The following is a 20,873-nucleotide window of genomic DNA, read 5'->3' as shown; positions in this document are numbered from 1 at the left end:
GCAGCGGCAAGTAAGCTCAACCGACGTGCTTTCTTGACCCGCATCGTGCGGGAGCGCCACAGGTGGACTCCTTGAATCGTTCTTCCGCGCGCACCGGCAGCGACAACCAGCTGCTGATCCAGACCCTGACTCCCTCCACAAGCGCGCCCTTGCTGACGCTGGCCAAGCGTATTGCCGAAGCCGGCTGCAACCTCGCCGATGCGCGGGTGTCGGCGATCGGCGCCGATACCTCGCTGACCCTGCTCGCCACCGGCGCATGGGACGCCGTGGCCAAACTCGAAACCGCGCTGGCCAAGACGGCCCGGGACGAAGATCTGCGCCTTTCGTTTTATCGCACCGGTCCGCGCGAGCACCACTCGCACCTGCTGCCGTATCTGATCGAGGTGATCTCGGCCGATCGCCCGGGCATCCTGGTGAAGATCATCGACTTCTTCGACCGCCGCGACATCGTCATCGAGCAGCTGAGCTCGCTGCGTTACCAGGCGATGCAGACGGGTGCGGACATGTTCCAGGCACAGATCACCATCGGCATTCCGGCGGCCACGCATATTGCGGCGCTGCGCGATGACTTCCTGGAGTTCTGCGATGGCCTGAATCTCGACGCCATCATGGATCCGGTGAAATTCTGAGCGGCGGATGTCGCGCGGAAAACCGGTTTTCCGGCGTGCTCGCCGGGTCCTTGAGCATGCTCCCTGAGGCGCCCTGCTGCAAGGACTGTCATTCCCTACACGGCAAGCGCTAGTCTCTGACCTCAAGAGCAGTACCGGAGAGATGGCATGCAGCAGGCGGGTCGATTTGCACCGATCGCAGGGCGAGCCCTGACCGCCTTCGCACCCACCTCCGCTGTCTCGTTTCCCTTGATTGACGACACCCAGTCGAAGCCGGCCGCGGCCTCGCAGGAGAACCTATGCCCGAAGTTGGCAAGAAAGTCCCCAAACTCAAAGGCCTCACCGGCGATGGCAGCGAACTGAAGCTGGACAGCCTGAAAGGCCACTGGGTGGTGGTGTACTTCTACCCGAAGGACAGTACCCCCGGTTGCACCAACGAGGCCAAGGATTTCCGCGACCTCTATCCGAACTTCAAAAAGCGTCACGCGCAGATCATCGGTGTTTCGCGTGATTCGGTGAAATCCCACGCCAACTTCGCCACCAAGCAGGAACTGCCGTTTCCTCTGGTTTCCGACCCTGATGAGACCTGGTGCAACGCTTTCGACGTGATCCACGAGAAGGTGCTGTACGGAAAACGTCATATGGGTGTTGTACGAAGCAGCTTCCTGATCGATCCCGAAGGCAGGCTGGCCCAGGAATGGCGCAACGTGAAAGTCCCAGGGCACGCCCAGGCCGTGCTCGACGCCATCCCCGCCCAGTGACCCGCGATCTCCTTTTTCGCCATGCCGCTGCCCGTCCCGCCGGGACGACTCCCTATCGTGCATGGCATCCCGGCCCATCGGCCGACTTCCCGCGGCACGCCGCATGCCGCGGTTCTTCCACCTCGCACTCTCAAGAGGTTTCTTCCGTATGACCGGAAGCAAGCGCATCTACGCTCTCGACACCAATGTGTTGCTGCACGATCCGACTTCGCTGTTCCGCTTTGAAGAACACGATGTCTTCATCCCCATGACGGTGTTGGAGGAACTGGACGAAAAGAAAAAGGGCGCCTCCGAGGTTTCGCGCAATGGTCGTCAAGTCAGCCGCTTCCTCAATGAACTGATCGTGCGTGGCAACGGCCACGGCATCAGCAACGGCCTGGAGTTGTCCAACCCCGAAGGGGTCAATCTCAAACGCGGCGGCGCGGTAGGCAGGCTGTATTTCCAGCAGCGCACCACCAACGGCCACGGCAAGGCAGACAACCTGATCCTGTCGGCGGTGATCGAACTGCGCGACCAGAATCCCGACCGCTCGGTCGTGCTGGTCAGCAAGGACATCAACCTGCGCATCAAGGCCAAGATCTACGGCATCGATGCGGAAGACTATGAAAACGACCGCGCGCTGGATGACTTTGCGCTGCTCTACACCGGCTCCACCGAGCTGGGCGAGGATTTCTGGGACAAGCACCCCGAAGTGCAGTCGTGGAACGAACGCGGTCGCACCTTCTACAAGCTCGACCGTCGCGACGACGAAGACTGGTATCCCAATCAGTGCCTGTTTTTGCCTGGCGACAACAGCGTGGAACTGCGCGTGCTGCACGTGGACGACGCCAAGGCCACGCTGGTGTTGCTGGATGATCACAGCCACGCCAATCACGCCGTGTGGGGCATTGCAGCGCGTAACCGCGAGCAGAATTTCGCGCTCAACGTGCTGATGGATCCGGATGTCGATTTCGTCACCCTGCTTGGCACTGCCGGCACCGGCAAGACCTTGCTCGCCCTTGCCGCCGGCCTGGCGCAGGTGATGGACCAGCAGCGCTATCGCGAAATCATCATGACGCGCGCCACCGTCTCGGTGGGCGAAGACATCGGCTTCCTGCCCGGCACGGAGGAAGAAAAGATGACGCCGTGGATGGGAGCGCTCACCGACAACCTCGAGGTGCTCGCCAATCCGGAGGAAGGCGGCAGCTGGGGACGCCAGGCCACCAACGACCTGCTCGCCTCACGCATCAAGATCCGCTCGCTGAACTTCATGCGCGGCCGCACCTTCCTTTCGCGCTATCTGATCATCGACGAAGCGCAGAACCTCACGCCCAAGCAGATGAAGACGCTGATCACGCGTGCAGGTCCCGGCACCAAGATCGTCTGCCTGGGCAACGTCGAGCAGATCGACACGCCCTACCTCACGGAAACCACTTCGGGCCTCACTTACGCGGTGGATCGATTCAAGCACTGGGAGCACTCGGCGCATATCACCTTGCGTCGCGGTGAGCGTTCGCGCCTGGCGGATTTTGCGTCGGAAGCGTTGTAAGAGAAACCGAGTTGCTCCGACGACCGTCGGAGCAACTCCTCTGTGGGAGCGCACCCTGTGCGCGACGGCACGCTGGGCGTCACCGCTCCGTAGGCTTGTCGCGCACAGGGTGCGCTCCCACAATTAGCGCCTATGATGCGCTGTTCTTCGACACGCCCGTCATTTGGCGCGCAGCAGAATTCGAAGACACCCATATCCAAATCCAAGACACACCATGCCCCACATCGCCCCGCCCATCGCCCTCACCATCGCCGGCTCCGATTCGGGTGGTGGCGCCGGTATCCAGGCCGATCTCAAAACCTTCCACGCCCGCGAGGTGCATGGTCTCTCGGTGATCGCGGCGATCACTTCGCAGAACACGCAGGGTGTGACCGCGGTGCACACGGTTCCGCTGAAGCACATTCGCAGCCAGTTGGACGCCGTGTTCGACGACTTCGCGATTGGCGCCGTGAAGACCGGCATGTTGGGAAGCGCTTCGGTGACCAGGCTCGTGGCGAAGGAGATGCGCGCACGTAAGCCCGCATGGCTAGTAGTCGATCCCGTGATGATTTCCACCAGCGGCGCGCGACTGCTCGATGAGGACGCGGTTGAGGCCATGGTCGAAGAACTGATTCCGCTGGCCGACGTGCTCACGCCCAACCTGCCCGAGGCCGAAGCCTTGCTGGGTAAAAAATTGCGCAAGGCGCAGGATTTCGACCGTGCCGGCAAGGCCCTGCTGGCCCTCGGCGCACGGGCCGTGCTGCTCAAAGGCGGCCATTCGGACGAACGTCAGGTGATCGACCGTTTCTACGACGAAAGCGGCGTGATGGAGTTGCGGCACCGACGCCTCCCCATCGAAGGTCATGGCACCGGCTGCACGCTGGCCTCGGCCATTGCGGCGGAGCTGGCCAAGGGCCATGCGCCGCGCTCGGCCGTGCGTCGCGCCGTGGCCTACGTGCAGCGCGCGCTCGAACGCAGCTATCGCCCGGGCGGCGGCGAGGTTCATGTGCTCGGCCATTGATGCGGCCAATCCGCACGGTCGCTGAATCGGCGTCCGGGCGGGCACGGCCCCAGGGAGTAGAATGGCGGCTTCCGCTCGCCGCCATGACTCGTCCATGATCCTTGCCCCGCGCCTCGTACTGTTGATCCTGTTCGCACTGTTTGCATTGTGCGTGCTGCTGGTGCATCTGCGCGGTCGCGCCAGGCTGCGCTTCGATCGCCAACTGGTGGATCACTCGGCGGTGTTCGCGCCGTACAACCTGCTGATGTACGCGTTCTCGGCAGTGCCCGCCACCCCCATCCTCGATCGCCGCGGCTTTCCCCAGCTCGATCTGCTGCAGGCCAACTGGCAGGCCATACGCGAAGAAGCACTGCACCTGTTCGACGAGGGCTTTATCCGCGCCGCGGAAAAGAACAACGACGCCAGCTTCAACAGCTTCTTCAAGCAGGGCTGGAAGCGCTTTTATCTGAAGTGGTACGGCGAGCCGCTGGCCTCGGCCGAAACGCTGTGCCCCCGGACAGTAGCCCTGCTCAATGCCATTCCCAGCGTGAAAGCGGCGATGTTTGCCCTGCTCCCGCCCGGCAGCAAGCTCAACCCGCATCGCGACCCGTTCGCCGGTTCGCTGCGCTACCACCTGGGCCTGATCACACCCAACTCCGAAGACTGCCGCATCTTTGTCGATGGCGAGATGCACAGCTGGGGCGATGGCAAGGACGTGGTGTTCGACGAAACCTACGTGCACTGGGCGGAGAACCGCACCGACCAGACGCGCGTGATCCTGTTCGCCGACGTGGAACGTCCGTTGCGCACGCGCTTCATGAATGCCATCAATCATCGCGTGGGTGCCTTCATGGGCAAGATCACCGCGTCCCCCAACACCGAATCGCCGGAGGAAAAAACCGGCTTCGTCAACCGCATGTTCGCGCTCAACCAGCGCAGCCGCGATCGCAATCGCGCGTTCAAGAAGAAACATCCCAAGCTGTTCCGCACGGCGAAATACATCGGCATGCTGGTGCTGATCTGGATCATCTTCCTGGCGCCCTGGCCGTTCTTTCGCTGAGCGGTCACGAATCGCGATACTCGCGCGTCCTTGAGGTGTCTTCCTGTCGGAGAACGTCATGGACGCTGCCACCACCACCTTCCAGCACCACCGCCCTCGCCTGCTGGGCCTGGCCTACCGCATGCTCGGCACCCAGGCCGATGCCGAGGACGTGTTGCACGACGCCTGGCTGCGCTGGCACCAGCAGGACGCCACCGCCCTGGACGACGCCGAGGCGTGGCTGGTCACGGTGACCACCCGGCTGTCGCTCGACCGCCTGCGCCGCGCCAAGACCGAACGCCAGCACTACACCGGCCCCTGGCTCCCCGAGCCGCTGGTGGAAGAGACGCAGCAGCCGGAAGCGGTGCTGGAGCGCACGGAAAGTCTCAGCCTGTCCTTCCTCGCCCTGCTAGAACGCCTGAGTCCGGAAGAACGCGCCGCCTTCCTGCTGGTCCAGGTGTTCGATTACAGCCACGGCGAAACGGCCCAGATGCTGCAGATCGGCGAAGACGCCTGCCGCCAGCGCGTCCATCGCGCACGCCAGCGCCTGCGCGAAGGACGCCCGCGCTTCACCCATGCGCCGGACGTGCAGCGCCGCCTGCTGGCCAAGTTTCGCGATGCGCTGGAAAGCGCCAGCGTCCAATCCCTGCAGGCGCTGTTTGCCGAAGACGCCGTCCACCTGGCCGATGGCGGCGGCAAGGCTCGCGCCACGCTGCGCCCGCTGCATGGCGCTGACCGCATCGTGCGGCTGTACGCCATCATCGCCCAGCGCTATCGCGACTATTCGATCGTGCACCGGCTGCAGTGGCTCAACGGGGCGCCCGCGCTGCTGACCTGGGTGAATACCAAGCTCTCGACGGTCGCGTGGATCGAAACGGACGGCGAGCGCATCACCAGCATCCACTCGCTGCGCAACCCGGACAAACTCGCGCGCCTGGAAGCTGTCACGAATCCGCAGGCTGGTACGTCTTTGTCATGAGCGGCCACGGTGGCCGCATGCCAAGGAACCCGTCATGTCCAAGCGTCTTTCGTTTATGAAGTACCCCCAGGCCCTCAAGCCGCTGCTCGACTTCAGTGCGGCGATGCATGAAAGCGGCCTGGAAGCCCCGCTGGTGGAGCTGGTGTTGATGCGCGTGTCGCAGATCAACGGCTGCGCCTATTGCATGGATATGCACAGCAAGGATGCGCGCGCCGCCGGCGAGACCGAGCAGCGTCTGTACGTGCTGGCGGGCTGGCGCGAAGCGTCGTTCTACAGCGAGCGCGAATGCGCAGCGTTCGAGTGGGCCGAAGCAGTCACGCGCCTCGGCGAGCATGGTGTGTCCGACGCCGTCTACGAGCGCGCCCGTGCCTCGTTCAGCGAAGCGGAACTGCTGAGCCTCACCCTGCTGGTAGGCCTGATCAACACCTGGAACCGCATCAACGTAGCGTTCCAGACGCCGGCCGGCAGCTATAAGCCGGCGGCGAAACAGGTGGCCTGATATCGAGCAAAGAGGGCGGGAGGCATTCCCGCCCTCTCAGGATGCGCCCGAAAATCTAGGCCTGGCCCATCGACCAGCGAAGGCGCCATCGGCTTGGCCACCCCTTGAATGCCAATGCCGGTTTCTCGACGAAATGCCATGAGAGCACGGCCATCGCACATGCCAGCGGCCAGGCCAGCAACGCGTTCAAAGCGACGATCGACCCTGTTGCATGGCTGGCAACCAGCTGCTGCATGGGGAATCCCCAGAGATAAATCCCGTACGAATAGTCGCCAAAACGGTTGAAGCCGCGCCAGGGTGTGAGATAGGCAAAGGCAAAGACGAAGGCGACCAAGGCCAGTCCCATCGCAAACGGATAGAACATCGTCTGACGCAGCAGGACAGCCATGATCGCCAATCCGATCACCCACCACCAACTGATGCGCAACCATTGCCGGTTCACGTAGCAAAAGACGCCCGCAGCGAAATAGGCGGCCAAACGCACGAACGACTCCAACGGAACCAGCGGCAGGCGACCCGGTGCGAGGATGCCGCAGACAAACAAGGCAAACAGCAGCAGGTTGCACCAGCGAGGTCGCGCCAGTAAGCCGAGCACACCGGCGATCAGCACCCACAAGTACATGCGCACTTCGGCAGGCAGCGTCCAGATCGAGCCGTTCACGACGCCAGCCAGGGGATTGCCAGTGAATACACCCGGCAGATACCAGGCCAAGCCCTTGCCCAACTCCAGATTCTTGGTCACATAGCGGAGCGCACCGTGATCGGCAAAATACGCCGACGGAGCTAGGGAAGTCATCAGCGGCCCGAGCACGAATGCTGATGCCAACAGGCAGAAAACATAGGCCGGATAGATGCGCAGCACGCGCGCCCAGAGGAATTGGAACGGGCTGCGGCGGCGCAAATAGCTTCCCGCAATCATGTATCCGCTGGTGACGAAGAATACGTCGACCGCCAGGTCGCCGGAGTATGTCCCCCAGCCAAGCCAGGTAAACAAATCAGGCCACACGTTTCCGCCGCCGATGGCAGGCCCGTGACCGTAGATCACCAGGCTCGCGGCAAGGAAACGCAGCAGCAGGAAGTTGTCCTGCCCCAGCTCCAGCGCTTCCGCCAACGTCCTTGTACGCAGCACGATTTCCCCTTGCGCAAGACGGCTCGAGCCGTCACAGCGTCTTGCATCAGACGCACCCCGGTGCGGGATGCGCCTGATGGTACGAGAGCCAGAGCCCTGGGGCGAGCCGCAAGAGCTCCGGCGGTGCCGGTTATTACGCCTTGACGCGCTTGACGATGGCGTCGCCGAAGCTCGACGTGGTGCCCTTGCCGCCGATGTCCGGCGTGACGCTGTCGCGGTCGTTGGTCATGGTGTCGCGGATGGCGTTGCGTACCTTGTCGCCCTTCTCCACCATGCCCAGGTGATCGAGCATGTCGGCCGCGGCGAGCAGCAGCGCGCACGGATTGGCGATGCCCTTGCCGGCGATGTCGGGCGCCGAACCATGCACGGCTTCGAAAATCGCAGCTTCCGTGCCGATGTTGTCGCCCGGGGCCAGGCCCAGGCCGCCGACCAGACCGGCGCACAGATCCGAGAGGATGTCGCCGAACAGGTTGGTGGTGACGATCACGTCGAACTGTTCGGGCTTCATCACCAGCTGCATGCAGGCGTTGTCCACGATCATCTCGTTGAACTCGATCTGCGGGTATTCCTTGGCGATTTCGCGCGCCACGTTGAGGAACAGGCCCGAGGCGGTCTTGATGATGTTGGCCTTGTGCACGGCCGTGACCTTCTTGCGGCCCTTCTTCACGGCCAGGTCGAAGGCGTAGCGCACGATGCGGCTGGAGCCCTTGCGCGTATTGCGGATCATCGAGATGGCGGTTTCGCCGTCTTCGGAAATCGACTGGCCTTCGGACAGGTACGCGCCTTCGGTGTTCTCGCGCACCGTGATGATGTCGATGTTGTCGAAGCGCGCCTTGGTGCCCGGGAAGCTGATCGCCGGACGCACGTTGGCGTACAGGTCGAAATGACGGCGCAGGGTGACGTTGATCGAGGTGAAGCCACCGCCCACCGGGGTGGTCAGCGGGCCCTTCAGGGCCACCTTGTGCTTGGCGATGGCGTCGAGCGTCGGCTGCGGCAGCAGGTCGCCGCTCTTTTCCAGCGCGACCATGCCGGCATCGACGAACTCGTAGGACAGGCCGCAGTCCAGGGCGTCGAGCACGCGCAACGTGGCGTTCATGATCTCGGGGCCGATACCGTCGCCCGGAATCACGGCAATGGTCTTGCTCATGGGGACACTCCTTGGGATATGAATCGAGCAACCCTGTGGCGGGGTACGACAGGGTTATAAAACCCGTCGATTATCCCCGATGCGTCGCCAAGCGGCCAGAGCACAAGCCCTGGCCGCCGTTGCAAATCCTCGCACGCAGCATTGAATAAACTCGCATGCGTCAACGGGGCGGCAAGGAGGGAGCCGCCCCGAAGCAATATCAGGCGTGGCTGGCGCAGTCCGCAGCCGGCGTGGCGCCCTGGTCCGATTCCAGCTGATCCAGGAAGTCCACCGCCCGGCGCAGGTGCGGAATCACGATGGAGCCGCCCACCACCAGGCCGACGCTGAAGGTTTCGAAGAATTCCTCGCGCGTGACGCCCGCTTCTTTGCACTGGGCCACGTGGTAGCTGATGCAGTCGTCGCAGCGCAGCACCATGGAGGCGACCAGGCCGAGCAGCTCCTTGGTCTTCACGTCCAGCGCGCCGGGCTTGTAGGTCTGCGTATCGAGCGCAAAGAAGCGGCGGACGACCTGGTTGTCCTCCGACAAAATGCGCTCGTTCATGCGCTGGCGAAACGCGGTGAATTCGGCAACGCGGTCCTTGCCGGCCTCGTCCTTCAGGTGGCTCATGCATTGATCTCCAGCAGTTGGGCAAGCTTGCCGCTGCGGTCAGCTGCGACCAGATCGTCGAAACCGCCCACATGGTGGTCGTTGATGAAAATCTGCGGCACGGTGCGACGACCGCCGCTGCGGGCCAGCATGGCGTCGCGCTGCGCCGGGTCGGTATCGATGCGCACTTCGCTCCACTCCAGCCCCTTGGACTTGAGCAGGTTTTTGGCAGACACGCAGTACGGGCATACCGCCGTGGAATAGACCTCAATCTTGGGCACAACACACCTCGAAAATCCGGGAACCCTACGGCAGCCCTACATGGGGTCCGCCAGGGGCGTAAACAACAGTGAACTGACACCGTAAGCTGGTGTCACTAATGCTATTGTCGCTGACCTATGCGCATGGCACCACGCCCCGCCCCGGAGACAATCCGTTTCCCCGTAAAACGGGGGCGGAATGCCGCAGGGCGGGCTAACGAAAACGGAACAATGACGACGCACAGCCCGCGGGCGGGACGCCCATGAGCCGCTTCACGCCCACCCGCCTGCTGGCCGCCCTGCTCTGCGCCGGCCTGACGCTGAGCGCCGCCGCGCAGGACAAGGACGTGCGCCTGCCCGACCTGGGCAGTTCGGCGAACGCCCTGATCTCGCCGCAGGAAGCCCAGGACTACGGCGCTGCCATGCTGCGCCAGATGCGTGCGCTGAACATGGTGGTCGACGACCCCATGCTGGACGACTACATCAACGACCTGGGCTACCGCCTGGTCTCCGGCAGCGAGAAACCGAAGGAACATTTCCAGTTCTTCATCGCCAATGACAACGTGATCAACGCGTTTGCCGCGCCTGGCGGCTATATCGCGGTGAACTCGGGCCTGATCATCATCACCAACAGCGAGAGCGAGCTGGCCGGCGTGATCGCCCACGAAATCGGCCATATCACGCAAAACCACCTGCAACGCGCCTTCGAAGCCTCCAAGAAGGACACGCCGTTGATGGCGCTGATCCTGCTGGGCGCCATTGCGGCCGGCGCCGGCGCCGGTGCGGGCGATGCGGCGGGTGCGATCATGATGGGCGGCCAGGGGCTGCTGATGCAGCGCCAGATCAATTTCACCCGCAAGGACGAAATCGAAGCGGATCGCGCCGGCATCCATACGCTGGCCAACGTTGGCTACGACCCCAACGCCATGGCCTCGTTTTTCGGCCGCATGGAAGACACCTTGCGCGTCGGTTCCGGCGGCGACCTCGGCGACGTACCGGCGCTGCTGCAGGACCATCCGGTCAGCATGGACCGCATCAGCGACGCCAAGGCGCGCGCCGGCACCTTGATCGCCCAGCAAAAGCAGCGGCCGAACGGCCCCACGCTGGACAAGGCGCAGTGGGAAAAAAGCACGGCGCCCATCTCCTTTGTCAAAGACCCTACCGCGATCGCCTCCCGCGACAACAAGGGCGGCCTCGACGTGTACCTGCTGATGCGCGAGCGCGTCCGCGTGCTTTCCGGCGACGCCGGCCAGCTGTCCACCTACTACGCCACCAACCTGCAGAACGAGCGCAGCTTCGATACGCCATCCAATCGCTACGGCTATGCCTTGGCCCTCATCCGCAGCAATCGCGGCGCCAAGGCCGTGGACGAACTGCAACCGGTGCTCAGCGCGCATCCCGACAGCCAGGTGGTACGCCTGGCCATGGCCGACGCCAAGCTGCAGGCGGGCCGCCGCGCGGAGGCCCTGACCCTGTATGCCGAGCTCAACCAGCAATCGCCGCGCAATCGAGCCATCGCCATGGCTTATGCCAAGGCACTGACCGAGGGCGGTTCGCAGGATGAAGCCAAGCAGGCGGCCAGCATGGTGCTGCCGATGCTGGACAACAACGACGAGCCCGAGCTCTACCGCACCTATGCTCGTGCGGCGGATAAAGCCGGCGACAGCGTGCGCTCCGGTGAGGCCTATGCCGATGCCTCCTACCTGTCCGGCCGCCCCTTCGACGCCATGGAACAGCTCAAGAACCTGCTCAAACGCCCCGATCTGGACTATTACGCCCGCGCCCGCATCCAAGCCCGCATCAACGATTTGACGCCCCTGGTGATGGAGCTGCGCAAGCGGCGCGTGCAGACCGACGACAACCCCGACGGCCGCAGCCAGCAGCTGCAAAACAACGAGAATTGCCGGGGCCGGCTCTGCTTTGGCGCCACCAATTCGGTGCGCTGATTTCAGCCAAACCTGAGACGCCAGACACGCCATGTTGTTGCGACCGCGTGAAATGTCATCCGGGCGTAACATTGGACCGCTGCAATAAATGCGTCACAGCCCCTCCCCCAGCGGACCTCAAGCGTGCATAAGCGCATTCTGATTGTCGAAGACGAAGCTTCGATCCGCGACATGGTCGCCTTTGCCCTGCGCAAGGCCGGCATGGACGCCATCCACGCCGCTGACGCGCGTGCGGCACAACTGGCCATTGCCGAACAGGTACCCGACCTCATCCTGCTCGACTGGATGCTACCGGGTACCAGCGGCCTCGAACTGGCCCGCCGCCTGCGCAAAGAGGAGCTGAGCCGCGAGGTTCCGATCATCATGCTCACGGCGCGCGGCGAAGAAATGGACCGCGTGAACGGGCTGGAGGCCGGCGTCGACGATTATGTCGTCAAGCCTTTCTCCACCCGCGAACTGGTGGCGCGCATCAAAGCGGTACTGCGCCGCAGCCAGGGCGACGACGGCTCGGGCATGGTGGAGCTGGGTGGCCTGCGCATCGACGGTCCGGCGCACCGCGTGTTTGCCGGCGATGAGCCGGTGACCATCGGGCCCACCGAATACCGCTTGCTGTATTTCTTCATGACGCATCCCGAACGCGTGTACTCGCGCGCACAGCTGCTCGACCATGTGTGGGGCGGCAGCGTGTACGTGGAAGAACGCACCGTGGACGTCCATATCCGCCGCCTGCGCAAGACGCTCGAACCATGGAAGCTCGATGACATGGTGCAGACCGTGCGCGGAGCGGGTTATCGATTCTCCGCCAGCGTCTGACTTTCCTATTGCGGGATCGCAGGCTTTTGCCGATGCTGGCGCACCGCCAGCCCGGCACGACTGAATCCTCCCTATGCCAACAACCTTCGACCGACCCTGGAAGCTGCCGGCCGCGCTGAGCGCCGGACTGCTGCTGGGCGCTGTCGCCGGCTGGCTTGCGGGAGGCCACGTAGCCACGGGTTTGGCGCTGGTCGCCGTCGTGGAAATCGTCTTTTTAGTGACCCGAATCCGTCATCAAGCGCAGCTCATGATGACGCAAGATCCTAGGCTGACCTCTCTCCAGCATGACCGTTTCATGACGCGCTCCCGCCGAATCGCTTCCAGTTTGCGCGACCTGCGCAGTGCCGCCGGCAGTCTGCCGGATGCGGTCGTCTTGCTCGACAACGAGCAACACGTCCGCTGGTTCAACCATGCTGCCGAAGACCTGCTCGGCCTGCGCCGTCCGCAGGATCGCGGTGCGCATCTGGACGAACGCCTGAGCACCACCGAACTCGCCACCTGGTTGAAGGAAGGCGCACGCGAGCCGCTCAACGACGTGGCCGCGCCAGGCCATCCCAACCGCCACATCAACGTGACGCTGCTGCCGTTCGGTCGTCGCCAGCGCCTGCTGCTGGCACGCGACATCAGCCATCTCACGCGCCTGGAACAGATCCGCCGCGATTTCGTCGCCAACGTGTCGCACGAATTGCGCACGCCGTTGACGGTGATCCACGGCTATCTCGAACTGATCGATCCGGAAGACGTGCCGGAACTCGCGCCCGTGCTCAACGAAATGCGTGCGCAATCCAAGCGCATGGGTCAGATCGTCGAAGACCTGCTCACGCTCTCGCGCCTGGAAACCCAGGAGCACGTGCAGGACGAGCGCGTGCAGATGACCCCGCTGCTCGCCACCATCCGCAAGGAGGCCGAGGCGCTGAGCCAGGGCCGCCACCAGATCACCATGGAATCCACCGCCGAAGCCGACTTGCTCGGCTCGGTGAAGGATCTGCACAGCGCCTTCTCCAACCTGGTGAGCAATGCCGTGCGCTACACGCCCACCGGCGGCCGCATCACCATCCGCTGGCGCCGCACGTCCGAGGGTGCGGTCTACTCCGTCACCGATACCGGCTACGGCATTCCGGCTTCGCACCTGGCGCGTCTCACCGAACGCTTCTACCGCGTCTCCTCCAGCCGCTCACGCGAAAGCGGCGGCACCGGCCTGGGCCTGTCCATCGTCAAACACGTGCTGAACCTGCATCAGGCGCGCCTGGACATCCAGAGCGAACCGGGACAGGGCTCGACTTTTGCCTGCTGGTTCAGCGCCGAACGCCTGCTTGCGCCGGGCGTGGGCGACCCTGAATAAGCGGTATCCGCGGGCGCCCCGGCGTCTCAGCTGAACGGCCGTCACACTACGCGGCACTGCGCCATGTAACAAAGTGCGGGATCGGCCAGAATGCACGAATGCGTCGCAAGCCTGCCACCCCTCCTCCCGTCATCGACCGCGCTGCTCCCGAGCTGTTTCTCAGCCGCGAGCTGGCTGCGCTCGAATTCAATTTCCGTGTACTGGCGCAGGCGCGCGACGAGCGTATTCCGCTACTGGAACGTCTGCGCTTCCTGAGCATCGTGGCGAACAACCTCGACGAGTTCTTCGAGGTGCGCGTGGCCATGCTCAAGCACCACCACATGTTCGGCTCGGCCGCGCCCGGCCCGGACGGCATCTCCTCCGGCGAGTTGCTCACCTGCATCCGCAAGCGCGTGCTGGATCTGGTCGACCTGCAGTACGAAACCTGGCAGGCCGAACTGCGCCCCGCGCTCGATGCCGAGAACATCCACTTTCTAACGCGCGATCGCTGGACGCCGCGCCAACGCTTGTGGCTGCAGGGCTACTTCGAGAATGAAGTGATGCCGGTGCTGTCGCCGCTGGGCCTGGATCCGGCCCATCCGTTCCCGCGCATCCTCAACAAGACGCTCAATATCGCCGTGGTGCTGAAGGGCCGCGATGCATTCGGTCGCGAAGGCCATATGGCACTCGTGCGCGCGCCGCGCTCCTTGCCACGCATCATCCGCCTGCCCAGCGAAGTGTGCGACGGCGGCGAGCACTACATTTTCCTGGCCGAACTGCTGCAGGGTTTCGTCGATCTGATGTTCCCCGGCTTCAAGGTGGCCGGGTCTTACCAGTTCCGCGTCACCCGCAACAGCGAGCTCATGGTGGAAGAGGCCGAGGTGGAAAACCTCGCCCGGGCGCTGAGCGAAGAATTGATCGGCCGCGGCTATGCGCGACCGGTGCGACTGGAGATCGGCAACGACTGCCCCAAGGCGATCGTGGCCATGCTGATCGCCAACTTCGAGCTGGAAGAAACCGACGTCTATCGCTGCGACGGTCCGGTCAACATCATCCGCGCCGGCACCATCTATGACGGCCTGGATCGCCCGGATCTGAAGTTCCCGCGTTTCATCCCGCAGCTGCCGGCCGCCTTCAACGGCAGCCGCTGCAAGTTCGAGGTGCTGCGCCAGCGCGATGTGCTGCTGCATCACCCGTACGAATCGTTCGCCACCGTGGTCGATCTGTTGCGCCAGGCGTCGCAGGACCCCGCTGTGCTGGCCATCAAGCAGACGCTCTATCGCGCAGGCGCCGACACGCCGCTGGTGGACCTGCTGGTGGAAGCGGCGCGCAACGGCAAAGACGTGACCGTGGTGATCGAGCTGCGCGCGCGTTTTGACGAAGAGGCGAACATCCGCCTCGCCACGCGCCTGCAGGAAGCCGGCGTGCAAGTGGTCTACGGCGTGGTGGGCTACAAGACGCACGCCAAGATGCTGTTGATCGTGCGCCGCGAAGAAGAGGTGCTGCGCCGCTACGTGCACCTTTCCACCGGCAACTATCACCAGGGCAATAGCCGCAGCTACACCGACATCGGCCTGATGACCTCGCATGCGGGCATCGGCGAGGATTTGCACAAGGTGTTCCAGCAGCTCTCGGGCCTGGGCCCGATGATCGAGCTCAAGCACCTGCTGCATTCGCCTTTCACGCTCTACCGCTGCGTCCTGGCCAAGATCGAGCGCGAGACGGCACACGCCGAAGCGGGGCGGCCGGCGCGCATCGTGGCCAAGCTCAATGCGCTCAACGAAGCCCATGTCATTTCGGCGCTTTATCGCGCCTCGCAGGCAGGGGTGGAGATCGACCTGATCGTGCGCGGCGCGTGCACCTTGCGGCCTGGCATCCCCGGTGTGTCCGAACGCATTCGCGTGCGCTCGATCGTGGGTCGCTTCCTCGAGCACAGCCGCGTCTACTGGTTCGGCAACGATGGTGCGCCCGAGATTTATTGCGCCAGCGCCGACTGGATGGAACGCAACCTCAAGCGTCGCATCGAAGTGGCCTTCCCCATACTCGACCCGGTGCACGCCGCGCGCGTCTACGACGAAACCCTGGCCAACTACCTCGCTGACAACACCGAGGCATGGCTGCTCGATGGCGACGGCCGCTACACCCGCGCGCAGCCCGGCGACCAGCCGCCGCACAGCGCGCAGCAGTCGCTGCTGGAGAAGCTGACGCCCGGCACGGTGTAGCCCAACGTAATTTGCGCTACTCGCCCCGGTTCCCGCGTGAGAGAATTCACACTCTGCAGCCCGGAACGAGCCCCGCATGAGTCAAGGCGATCAGATCCAGATCAAGGACGGCGAACTGATCGCTGCCGTCGACATGGGCTCCAACAGCTACCACATGGTGGTGGCGCGCGTGGAACACGGCGAGCCCCGTGTGATCGATCGCCTGCGTGAAACCGTGCGCATGGCCGCCGGCCTGCGCGCCGACGGCACCCTGGATGCCGAGCATCGCGCCCGGGCGCTCAATTGCCTTGCCCGCTTCGGCCAGCGCATTGCCGGCGTGCCGTCCAGCCGCGTGCGTGCGGTGGCCACCAATACCGTGCGCCGGCTCGCCTCGCCGCAAACTTTCCTCACCGCCGCCGAGGCCTCGCTGGGCCATCCGGTGGAAATCGTCTCCGGACGCGAAGAAGGCCGCCTGATCTTTCTCGGCGCATCGCACGACCTGCCCGCTTCGCGCGAAAGCCGACTGGTGATCGACGTGGGCGGCGGCAGTACGGAATTCATCATCGGTCGTGGCTTCGCGCCCATGCACACCGAAAGCGTGCAGGCGGGCTGCATTGCCTCGACCCTGCGCTTCTTTCCTGGCGGCAAGCTCAACCGCAAGCGCTGGCAGCGCGCCAACAATGAAATCGGCGTGTTGCTGCAGCAGTTCGCCGAGGATTACCGCGAGTCCGGCTGGGTCGAGGCATTCGGCTCGTCGGGCACCGCCAAGGCGATTGGCTCGGTGGTGCAGACCATGCGCTTTTCCGATGACGGCATCACGCCGGCGTCGCTGGCCCAGCTGCGCGACGCCTTGCTCGCCCAGGGTCAGATTGAAACACTCAAGTTGCCGGGCCTGGCGGACGATCGCGCTCCCGTCATCGCCGGCGGCGTGGTGATTTTCGAAGCGGCCTTTGAAGCCCTCGGCATCGAGCGCCTGCGCGTCTGCGAAAGTTCGATGCGCGAAGGCCTGCTGTGGGATCTGCTCGGCCGCGCCGGCGGCAGCGATCCGCGCACGGCGAGCATCGACGCGCTGGCCAACCGCTACGGCGTCGATCGCGCGCAGGCGCGTCGCGTGGAATCGACGGCCTTGAGGTTCTTCGACCAGATCGCACGCATCTGGAAGCTCGACGCCGAAGCGCGCGAGTGGCTGTCGTGGTCGGCACGCGTGCACGAAATCGGCCTCGCCATCGCGCACAGCCAGCATCACCATCACGGCGCGTATATTTTGCGCAACGCCGATCTCGCCGGTTTCTCGCGACAGGAGCAGCAACTCCTTGCGGCCATCGTTGAGTCGCACCGCCGCAAGCCGGACAAGGCCACCTTCTCGGCGCTGCCGCAGCGCTACCGGCAGCTGGCGCGCTATATCACCGCCCTGCTCCGCCTGGGCGTGCTGTTCCGGCGCGCACGCCGGGCCGAATCGCTGCCCCAGATGCAGCTGGCGGCCACCACGCAGCGCCTGCGCCTCACCGTGCCGGCCGCCTGGATCGACCAGCATCCGCTGAGCGAGGCCGACCTGGACCAGGAACAGGCTCCGTTGAACGAGCTCGGTCTGCTGCTCGAAGTCCATCCATCCTGAGCTCTGCTGGTACGGGCCGCCGGTCGGCCCGGCCATGGAGCCTCTTCGCCGCGTATGATGTCCTGATGCCACACGCCGCCCGACCTGCCATGACCCGACTCCTGCTCGCCGCGCTCCTGCTGCTGCCCTCGTCCCTGCTGCTCGCCCAGGCCAACAAGCCTGCCGTGGCCGCACCTGCCGTCACGCATCCGGAAGTGGTGCTGCATACCTCGCAGGGCGATATCACGCTGGAGCTCTACCCCGACAAGTCGCCCAAGAGCGTGGCGAACTTCCTGCAGTACGTCCGCGACGGCTTCTACAGCGGCACCGTGTTCCACCGCGCCATTCCCGGTTATCTGGTGCAGGGCGGCCTGTATACGCGCGACCTGCAGGCCAAGCGGACCCACTCGGCGATCCCAAGCGAAGCGGACAACGGCCTGTCCAATGTGCGCGGCACGGTTTCAGTGGCGCGCAGCGCCGATCCGAATTCGGGCACGGCGCAGTTCTTCTTCAACCTGGTCGACAACCGCCGTCTCGATTTCGTCGGCAACCAGAGCGGCCTGACCTGGGGCTATGCCGTGTTCGGCAAGGTCATCAAGGGCATGGACGTGGTCGACAAGATGGCTGCGCTGCCGACGCGCGGGCTCGGCCCGTTTGCCGGCGACGTGCCCAATCCGCTGGTGGTGATCGACAGCGCCAACGTGGTTGGCGAAGAAGCGGCCGCCGCTCCGGCCACCCCGCCCAAGCCCGCCGCGCCCGCCACCGAGCCGGCCAAGAAGCCAGGCAGCAAGAAGGGCTGACGCAACATGGCAACACTGTTCATCGCGGATCTGCATCTGGACGATAGCCGTCCGCAGATCACTCGCCTGTTCGAAGATTTTCTCGCCAGCGACGAGGCGCGCTCCGCCGACGCCGTCTATATCCTCGGCGATCTGGTCGAAGCGTGGATCGGCGACGACGACGATGCCGAACTCCCCAGCCGCATCGCCCGCGCCACCAAGGCGCTGCGCGACCATGGCGTGCCCGTATATTTCATCGTGGGCAACCGCGACTTCCTGCTCGGCCAGACCTTTGCCGAACGCGCTGGCATGACGCTGCTCGAAGACGGTACCGTTCACGAACTCTATGGTCGTCCCACCTTGCTGATGCATGGCGATGTGTTGTGCACCGACGACCTCGCCTACCAGGCGGTACGCAAGCAGGTGCGCACGCCGGAGTGGCAGGCGCAGATCCTGGCGATGCCGCTGGAAGCGCGCCGCGCGTTTGCCGCCAAGGCACGTGCCGACAGCAAGGCGCATACGGGCGCCACCATGGAAACCATCATGGACGTCAATGCCGATGCGACGGCGGACACCATGCGCAAGGCCGGCGTCTCGCGGCTGATCCACGGGCATACCCATCGCCCCGCCATCCATCGATTCGATCTGGACGGCCAAACGGCGGAACGCATCGTGCTGGGCGACTGGTACGAGCACGGCTCGGTGCTGCGTGTCTCGCCTGAAGCCGTGGAGTTGCGGGGACTCGCACTCTCCTGACGTCGAACGATCACCCGCCGCGCGCGGCGAGTGATCGTCCCTCTCCCGCCATCAGGGCGCTTGCATCGCGCTCCGGAAACCCTGGCTGTTGAGCATGCTGTTGCTGAGCTTCAGTACGGCGTTGGACAAGGTCTCGTAGTAATTGTCCGCCTTGTACGAACGACCAAAGTTGTTCGCGCCGCCGCCAGCCACGCCCTGCCACAGCACCTTGCCAGACTGGTTCGTCATCGTGATGTAGACGGTGACATTGCCCACGTACTGCTCGGTCTCGTTGACGAAGAAGTCGCGGATCTCGCCCGACACGATCACGTCACCACCGCTATCGACCACGTTGATGCCGGCCTTGCTGAAAGTATCTTTCACGTGGTCGGTAACGAATGCCGCCACGTTGTCCTTCGTGGTGACCTGGCGCGCCGGTTCCTTCTCATGGTTCTCGGCGATCAGTGGCGGATTCTTGCGCACGTCGGTGAAGCCGTTGAACTGCACCTTCACCTTGCCGATGCCGTTCAAGTCCACCGCACCAAATTCCGCGAAGCTCTGCGTGGGCGACCACACCAGCGGAATATTGCTCGGATCCTTCGACGCCATGGCGCTGCCTGACGCCACCAGCAGCGCTGCAAATACGATACGTTTGAACATCGACTCCCCTCTCCTTGTTTCGATGGTTTTGTGGAACGGCTACTCCCGTATCCGTTCGCGGTCCTGGAGAACCGCACACCATTCTAGGGGCAGGAGGCCATCATTCCTCGCTGTTTGCGACGTAGGACGCCGGCTAAAAGAAGCAGCTGGCGTTTTTCAGATTGTTCCCGCGGCCGGCCGGTCAGCGATGTTCCGGCCCACCATGGGGCGCCCCTGCCGGCGCATGCCCCTGGGGATGCGGTGCGGCGACCGGACGAGCTGCCTGCGGGTGATAGGCCGGCATCGGCGACGCATGCGCTGCGTAGGCCGGCTGGGGGCGACTGCTTGCGTGATAGCCCGCCGGAGGATTGGAAGGCCCACGCGTATACGCCGCGTGGCTCGTCGTCGCTGATGGATGGTAGGCAGGCGCGCCGCCAGCTGCTGTCGTCCCCCTGCTGCCATGCGGCGCGAAGCCCGCCGAGTGCAGCGCCATGGGATTGTTCGATGCGGCCGCCGGCGCAGCAACGCGCGCTGCATGGGCAGCAGCCGGCGCCGCCTGGACTGCCGGCGCATGAGCCGCTCCGCTCGCCGCATTGAAGGCGCCCGCGCGCGGCGTGGCGGCTACTGCAGGCGCACCGTGGTTGAAGGAGGCACGCATGCCCTGGTTCTGGCTCGCCAGCGTCCGCTGCTGCTCCTGCGCGGCAACCGGAGCGACGTGTTGCTCATGCGCGTAGCCCAACTCCCGAGATGAAGGTCGCGCGGCGATGCCGCCCTGACCGCCGTTGAAACTGGCCCGATTGAAGTTGTTGTTCACCACCGTGCGGCTGTAAACGTTGGTGATGTGCACGTTGTCGATGTGGTTCACCGACCGGTTGTAGTAGAACGCGCGGCCTCGCCAATAGCCGCCAGCGTAGCCGACGCCCGTGTAGCCATAGCCATAGTTGATGCCGCCGTAGAAGCCCACGTGCGGGCCCCAGTAGCCGCGGTGGAACACGTACACGCCACCGCCCCAGCCCCAGTAACCCGGGGTCCATAGCGCGCCGACGTAGGGCGGATAGACCCAGGTGCCAGGCACCCAGTAATAGCCGTCGCCATCCCAAGCCCAATAGCCCGGCACCCAGATGTAACCGGGTGCGGGAATGTCTGGTTGCACGTAGATCGGCAGGGGTGGTGGTGCGATGCCGACGGAGACGCCGACCGAGACTTCGGCGTTTGCATTCAGTGGGAGGGCGGCTGCCGTGGCGAGTGCCAGGGCGGCGAGGAATAGGCAGCGTTGCGACGCTGCGCGTCGGCGGGGTTTGAGCCATTCCATAACGCCACTCCCAGTGCG

20 protein-coding genes are annotated in these 20,873 nt (G+C 64.4%); 14 read left to right on the top strand and 6 right to left on the bottom strand.

Annotated elements, in window-relative coordinates; translation table 11 throughout:
- Nucleotides 1-62: 62 nt before the first annotated feature.
- From AB4Y82_RS18250 to AB4Y82_RS18220, 7 genes are all read left to right on the top strand, one after another.
- Nucleotides 63-629 carry a glycine cleavage system protein R gene (locus tag AB4Y82_RS18250; protein WP_046971840.1) on the top strand — a complete coding sequence of 189 codons (567 nt, stop codon included), beginning with the start codon at nucleotides 63-65 and terminating at the stop codon, nucleotides 627-629.
- A 278-nt stretch (nucleotides 630-907) separates the two neighbouring features.
- Complete coding sequence (locus AB4Y82_RS18245) at nucleotides 908-1,369, top strand: peroxiredoxin (protein ID WP_441605164.1); 462 nt, start codon at nucleotides 908-910, stop codon at nucleotides 1,367-1,369.
- A gap of 148 nt (nucleotides 1,370-1,517) precedes the next feature.
- The gene (locus AB4Y82_RS18240; protein ID WP_121881422.1) at nucleotides 1,518-2,897 is read left to right on the top strand and encodes a PhoH family protein; all 1,380 of its coding nucleotides are present in this window, start codon (nucleotides 1,518-1,520) and stop codon (nucleotides 2,895-2,897) included.
- 214 nt (nucleotides 2,898-3,111) lie between these two features.
- Entirely contained in the window at nucleotides 3,112-3,897 is a 786-nt protein-coding gene (thiD, locus tag AB4Y82_RS18235; RefSeq protein ID WP_441605163.1) for a bifunctional hydroxymethylpyrimidine kinase/phosphomethylpyrimidine kinase, read from the top strand.
- Between the two features lie 94 nt (nucleotides 3,898-3,991).
- A complete protein-coding gene (locus AB4Y82_RS18230) occupies nucleotides 3,992-4,936 on the top strand; it encodes an aspartyl/asparaginyl beta-hydroxylase domain-containing protein (protein WP_441605162.1) in 945 nt (314 codons plus the stop codon).
- Nucleotides 4,937-4,994: 58 nt separating this feature from the next.
- The gene (gene sigJ / locus AB4Y82_RS18225; protein ID WP_441605161.1) at nucleotides 4,995-5,894 is read left to right on the top strand and encodes an RNA polymerase sigma factor SigJ; all 900 of its coding nucleotides are present in this window, start codon (nucleotides 4,995-4,997) and stop codon (nucleotides 5,892-5,894) included.
- 34 nt (nucleotides 5,895-5,928) lie between these two features.
- Nucleotides 5,929-6,393 (top strand): carboxymuconolactone decarboxylase family protein, encoded by a 465-nt coding sequence (locus tag AB4Y82_RS18220; protein WP_441605160.1) that lies wholly within the window; start codon nucleotides 5,929-5,931, stop codon nucleotides 6,391-6,393.
- 55 nt (nucleotides 6,394-6,448) lie between these two features.
- Here AB4Y82_RS18220 and AB4Y82_RS18215 read toward each other — a convergent pair whose 3' ends face one another.
- The 4 genes from AB4Y82_RS18215 to grxC form a co-directional block, all read right to left on the bottom strand.
- Nucleotides 6,449-7,522, bottom strand: a complete 1,074-nt coding sequence (locus AB4Y82_RS18215) for an acyltransferase family protein (RefSeq protein ID WP_441605159.1) — start codon at nucleotides 7,520-7,522, stop codon at nucleotides 6,449-6,451.
- Between the two features lie 133 nt (nucleotides 7,523-7,655).
- Nucleotides 7,656-8,669 (bottom strand): isocitrate dehydrogenase, encoded by a 1,014-nt coding sequence (locus AB4Y82_RS18210; RefSeq protein WP_441605158.1) that lies wholly within the window; start codon nucleotides 8,667-8,669, stop codon nucleotides 7,656-7,658.
- A gap of 199 nt (nucleotides 8,670-8,868) precedes the next feature.
- Nucleotides 8,869-9,276: a carboxymuconolactone decarboxylase family protein gene (locus AB4Y82_RS18205; protein ID WP_441605157.1), complete on the bottom strand. Its 408-nt coding sequence runs from the start codon at nucleotides 9,274-9,276 to the stop codon at nucleotides 8,869-8,871.
- Nucleotides 9,273-9,536 carry a glutaredoxin 3 gene (gene grxC / locus AB4Y82_RS18200; protein ID WP_441605156.1) on the bottom strand — a complete coding sequence of 88 codons (264 nt, stop codon included), beginning with the start codon at nucleotides 9,534-9,536 and terminating at the stop codon, nucleotides 9,273-9,275. The genes AB4Y82_RS18205 and grxC overlap by 4 nt, the downstream gene beginning before the upstream one ends.
- Nucleotides 9,537-9,778: 242 nt before the next feature.
- Here grxC and AB4Y82_RS18195 point away from each other — a divergent pair, with 242 nt between their 5' ends.
- The 7 genes from AB4Y82_RS18195 (at nucleotide 9,779) to AB4Y82_RS18165 (ending at nucleotide 18,925) form a co-directional block, all read left to right on the top strand.
- Nucleotides 9,779-11,461, top strand: coding sequence for a M48 family metalloprotease (locus AB4Y82_RS18195; RefSeq protein WP_441611544.1), 1,683 nt, complete (start codon nucleotides 9,779-9,781; stop codon nucleotides 11,459-11,461).
- A gap of 123 nt (nucleotides 11,462-11,584) precedes the next feature.
- Nucleotides 11,585-12,274, top strand: coding sequence for a phosphate regulon transcriptional regulator PhoB (gene phoB / locus AB4Y82_RS18190; protein WP_046971852.1), 690 nt, complete (start codon nucleotides 11,585-11,587; stop codon nucleotides 12,272-12,274).
- Nucleotides 12,275-12,347: 73 nt separating this feature from the next.
- Nucleotides 12,348-13,616: a phosphate regulon sensor histidine kinase PhoR gene (gene phoR / locus AB4Y82_RS18185; RefSeq protein ID WP_441605153.1), complete on the top strand. Its 1,269-nt coding sequence runs from the start codon at nucleotides 12,348-12,350 to the stop codon at nucleotides 13,614-13,616.
- A gap of 98 nt (nucleotides 13,617-13,714) precedes the next feature.
- A complete protein-coding gene (gene ppk1 / locus AB4Y82_RS18180; RefSeq protein ID WP_441605152.1) occupies nucleotides 13,715-15,817 on the top strand; it encodes a polyphosphate kinase 1 in 2,103 nt (700 codons plus the stop codon).
- A 76-nt stretch (nucleotides 15,818-15,893) separates the two neighbouring features.
- Complete coding sequence (locus AB4Y82_RS18175) at nucleotides 15,894-17,411, top strand: Ppx/GppA phosphatase family protein (protein WP_441611542.1); 1,518 nt, start codon at nucleotides 15,894-15,896, stop codon at nucleotides 17,409-17,411.
- Nucleotides 17,412-17,500: 89 nt separating this feature from the next.
- Entirely contained in the window at nucleotides 17,501-18,190 is a 690-nt protein-coding gene (locus tag AB4Y82_RS18170) for a peptidylprolyl isomerase (RefSeq protein ID WP_441605150.1), read from the top strand.
- 6 nt (nucleotides 18,191-18,196) lie between these two features.
- Complete coding sequence (locus AB4Y82_RS18165; RefSeq protein ID WP_441605149.1) at nucleotides 18,197-18,925, top strand: UDP-2,3-diacylglucosamine diphosphatase; 729 nt, start codon at nucleotides 18,197-18,199, stop codon at nucleotides 18,923-18,925.
- A gap of 51 nt (nucleotides 18,926-18,976) precedes the next feature.
- Here AB4Y82_RS18165 and AB4Y82_RS18160 read toward each other — a convergent pair whose 3' ends face one another.
- Together AB4Y82_RS18160 and AB4Y82_RS18155 are read right to left on the bottom strand one after the other, a co-directional pair.
- Nucleotides 18,977-19,564: a hypothetical protein gene (locus tag AB4Y82_RS18160; protein WP_441605148.1), complete on the bottom strand. Its 588-nt coding sequence runs from the start codon at nucleotides 19,562-19,564 to the stop codon at nucleotides 18,977-18,979.
- 181 nt (nucleotides 19,565-19,745) lie between these two features.
- A complete protein-coding gene (locus AB4Y82_RS18155; RefSeq protein WP_441605147.1) occupies nucleotides 19,746-20,855 on the bottom strand; it encodes a hypothetical protein in 1,110 nt (369 codons plus the stop codon).
- Between the last annotated feature and the right edge of the window lie 18 nt (nucleotides 20,856-20,873).

Origin of the sequence: Dyella sp. 2YAF14 (assembly GCF_052114725.1) — a bacterium.
GTDB lineage: Bacteria > Pseudomonadota > Gammaproteobacteria > Xanthomonadales > Rhodanobacteraceae > Dyella.
The sequence above is the reverse complement of the archived record's forward strand: the minus strand, read 5'-3'. Positions and strand labels throughout refer to the sequence as shown.

Coding starts and splice junctions, on each gene's coding strand:
- AB4Y82_RS18245 (WP_441605164.1), top strand. CDS start 908: ATGCCCGAAGTTGGCAAGAAAGTCCCCAAACTCAAAGGCCTCACCGGC.
- AB4Y82_RS18240 (WP_121881422.1), top strand. CDS start 1,518: ATGACCGGAAGCAAGCGCATCTACGCTCTCGACACCAATGTGTTGCTG.
- thiD (WP_441605163.1), top strand. CDS start 3,112: ATGCCCCACATCGCCCCGCCCATCGCCCTCACCATCGCCGGCTCCGAT.
- AB4Y82_RS18230 (WP_441605162.1), top strand. CDS start 3,992: ATGATCCTTGCCCCGCGCCTCGTACTGTTGATCCTGTTCGCACTGTTT.
- sigJ (WP_441605161.1), top strand. CDS start 4,995: ATGGACGCTGCCACCACCACCTTCCAGCACCACCGCCCTCGCCTGCTG.
- AB4Y82_RS18220 (WP_441605160.1), top strand. CDS start 5,929: ATGTCCAAGCGTCTTTCGTTTATGAAGTACCCCCAGGCCCTCAAGCCG.
- AB4Y82_RS18210 (WP_441605158.1), bottom strand. CDS start 8,669: ATGAGCAAGACCATTGCCGTGATTCCGGGCGACGGTATCGGCCCCGAG.
- AB4Y82_RS18205 (WP_441605157.1), bottom strand. CDS start 9,276: ATGAGCCACCTGAAGGACGAGGCCGGCAAGGACCGCGTTGCCGAATTC.
- AB4Y82_RS18195 (WP_441611544.1), top strand. CDS start 9,779: ATGAGCCGCTTCACGCCCACCCGCCTGCTGGCCGCCCTGCTCTGCGCC.
- phoR (WP_441605153.1), top strand. CDS start 12,348: ATGCCAACAACCTTCGACCGACCCTGGAAGCTGCCGGCCGCGCTGAGC.
- ppk1 (WP_441605152.1), top strand. CDS start 13,715: ATGCGTCGCAAGCCTGCCACCCCTCCTCCCGTCATCGACCGCGCTGCT.
- AB4Y82_RS18175 (WP_441611542.1), top strand. CDS start 15,894: ATGAGTCAAGGCGATCAGATCCAGATCAAGGACGGCGAACTGATCGCT.
- AB4Y82_RS18170 (WP_441605150.1), top strand. CDS start 17,501: ATGACCCGACTCCTGCTCGCCGCGCTCCTGCTGCTGCCCTCGTCCCTG.
- AB4Y82_RS18165 (WP_441605149.1), top strand. CDS start 18,197: ATGGCAACACTGTTCATCGCGGATCTGCATCTGGACGATAGCCGTCCG.
- AB4Y82_RS18160 (WP_441605148.1), bottom strand. CDS start 19,564: ATGTTCAAACGTATCGTATTTGCAGCGCTGCTGGTGGCGTCAGGCAGC.
- AB4Y82_RS18155 (WP_441605147.1), bottom strand. CDS start 20,855: ATGGAATGGCTCAAACCCCGCCGACGCGCAGCGTCGCAACGCTGCCTA.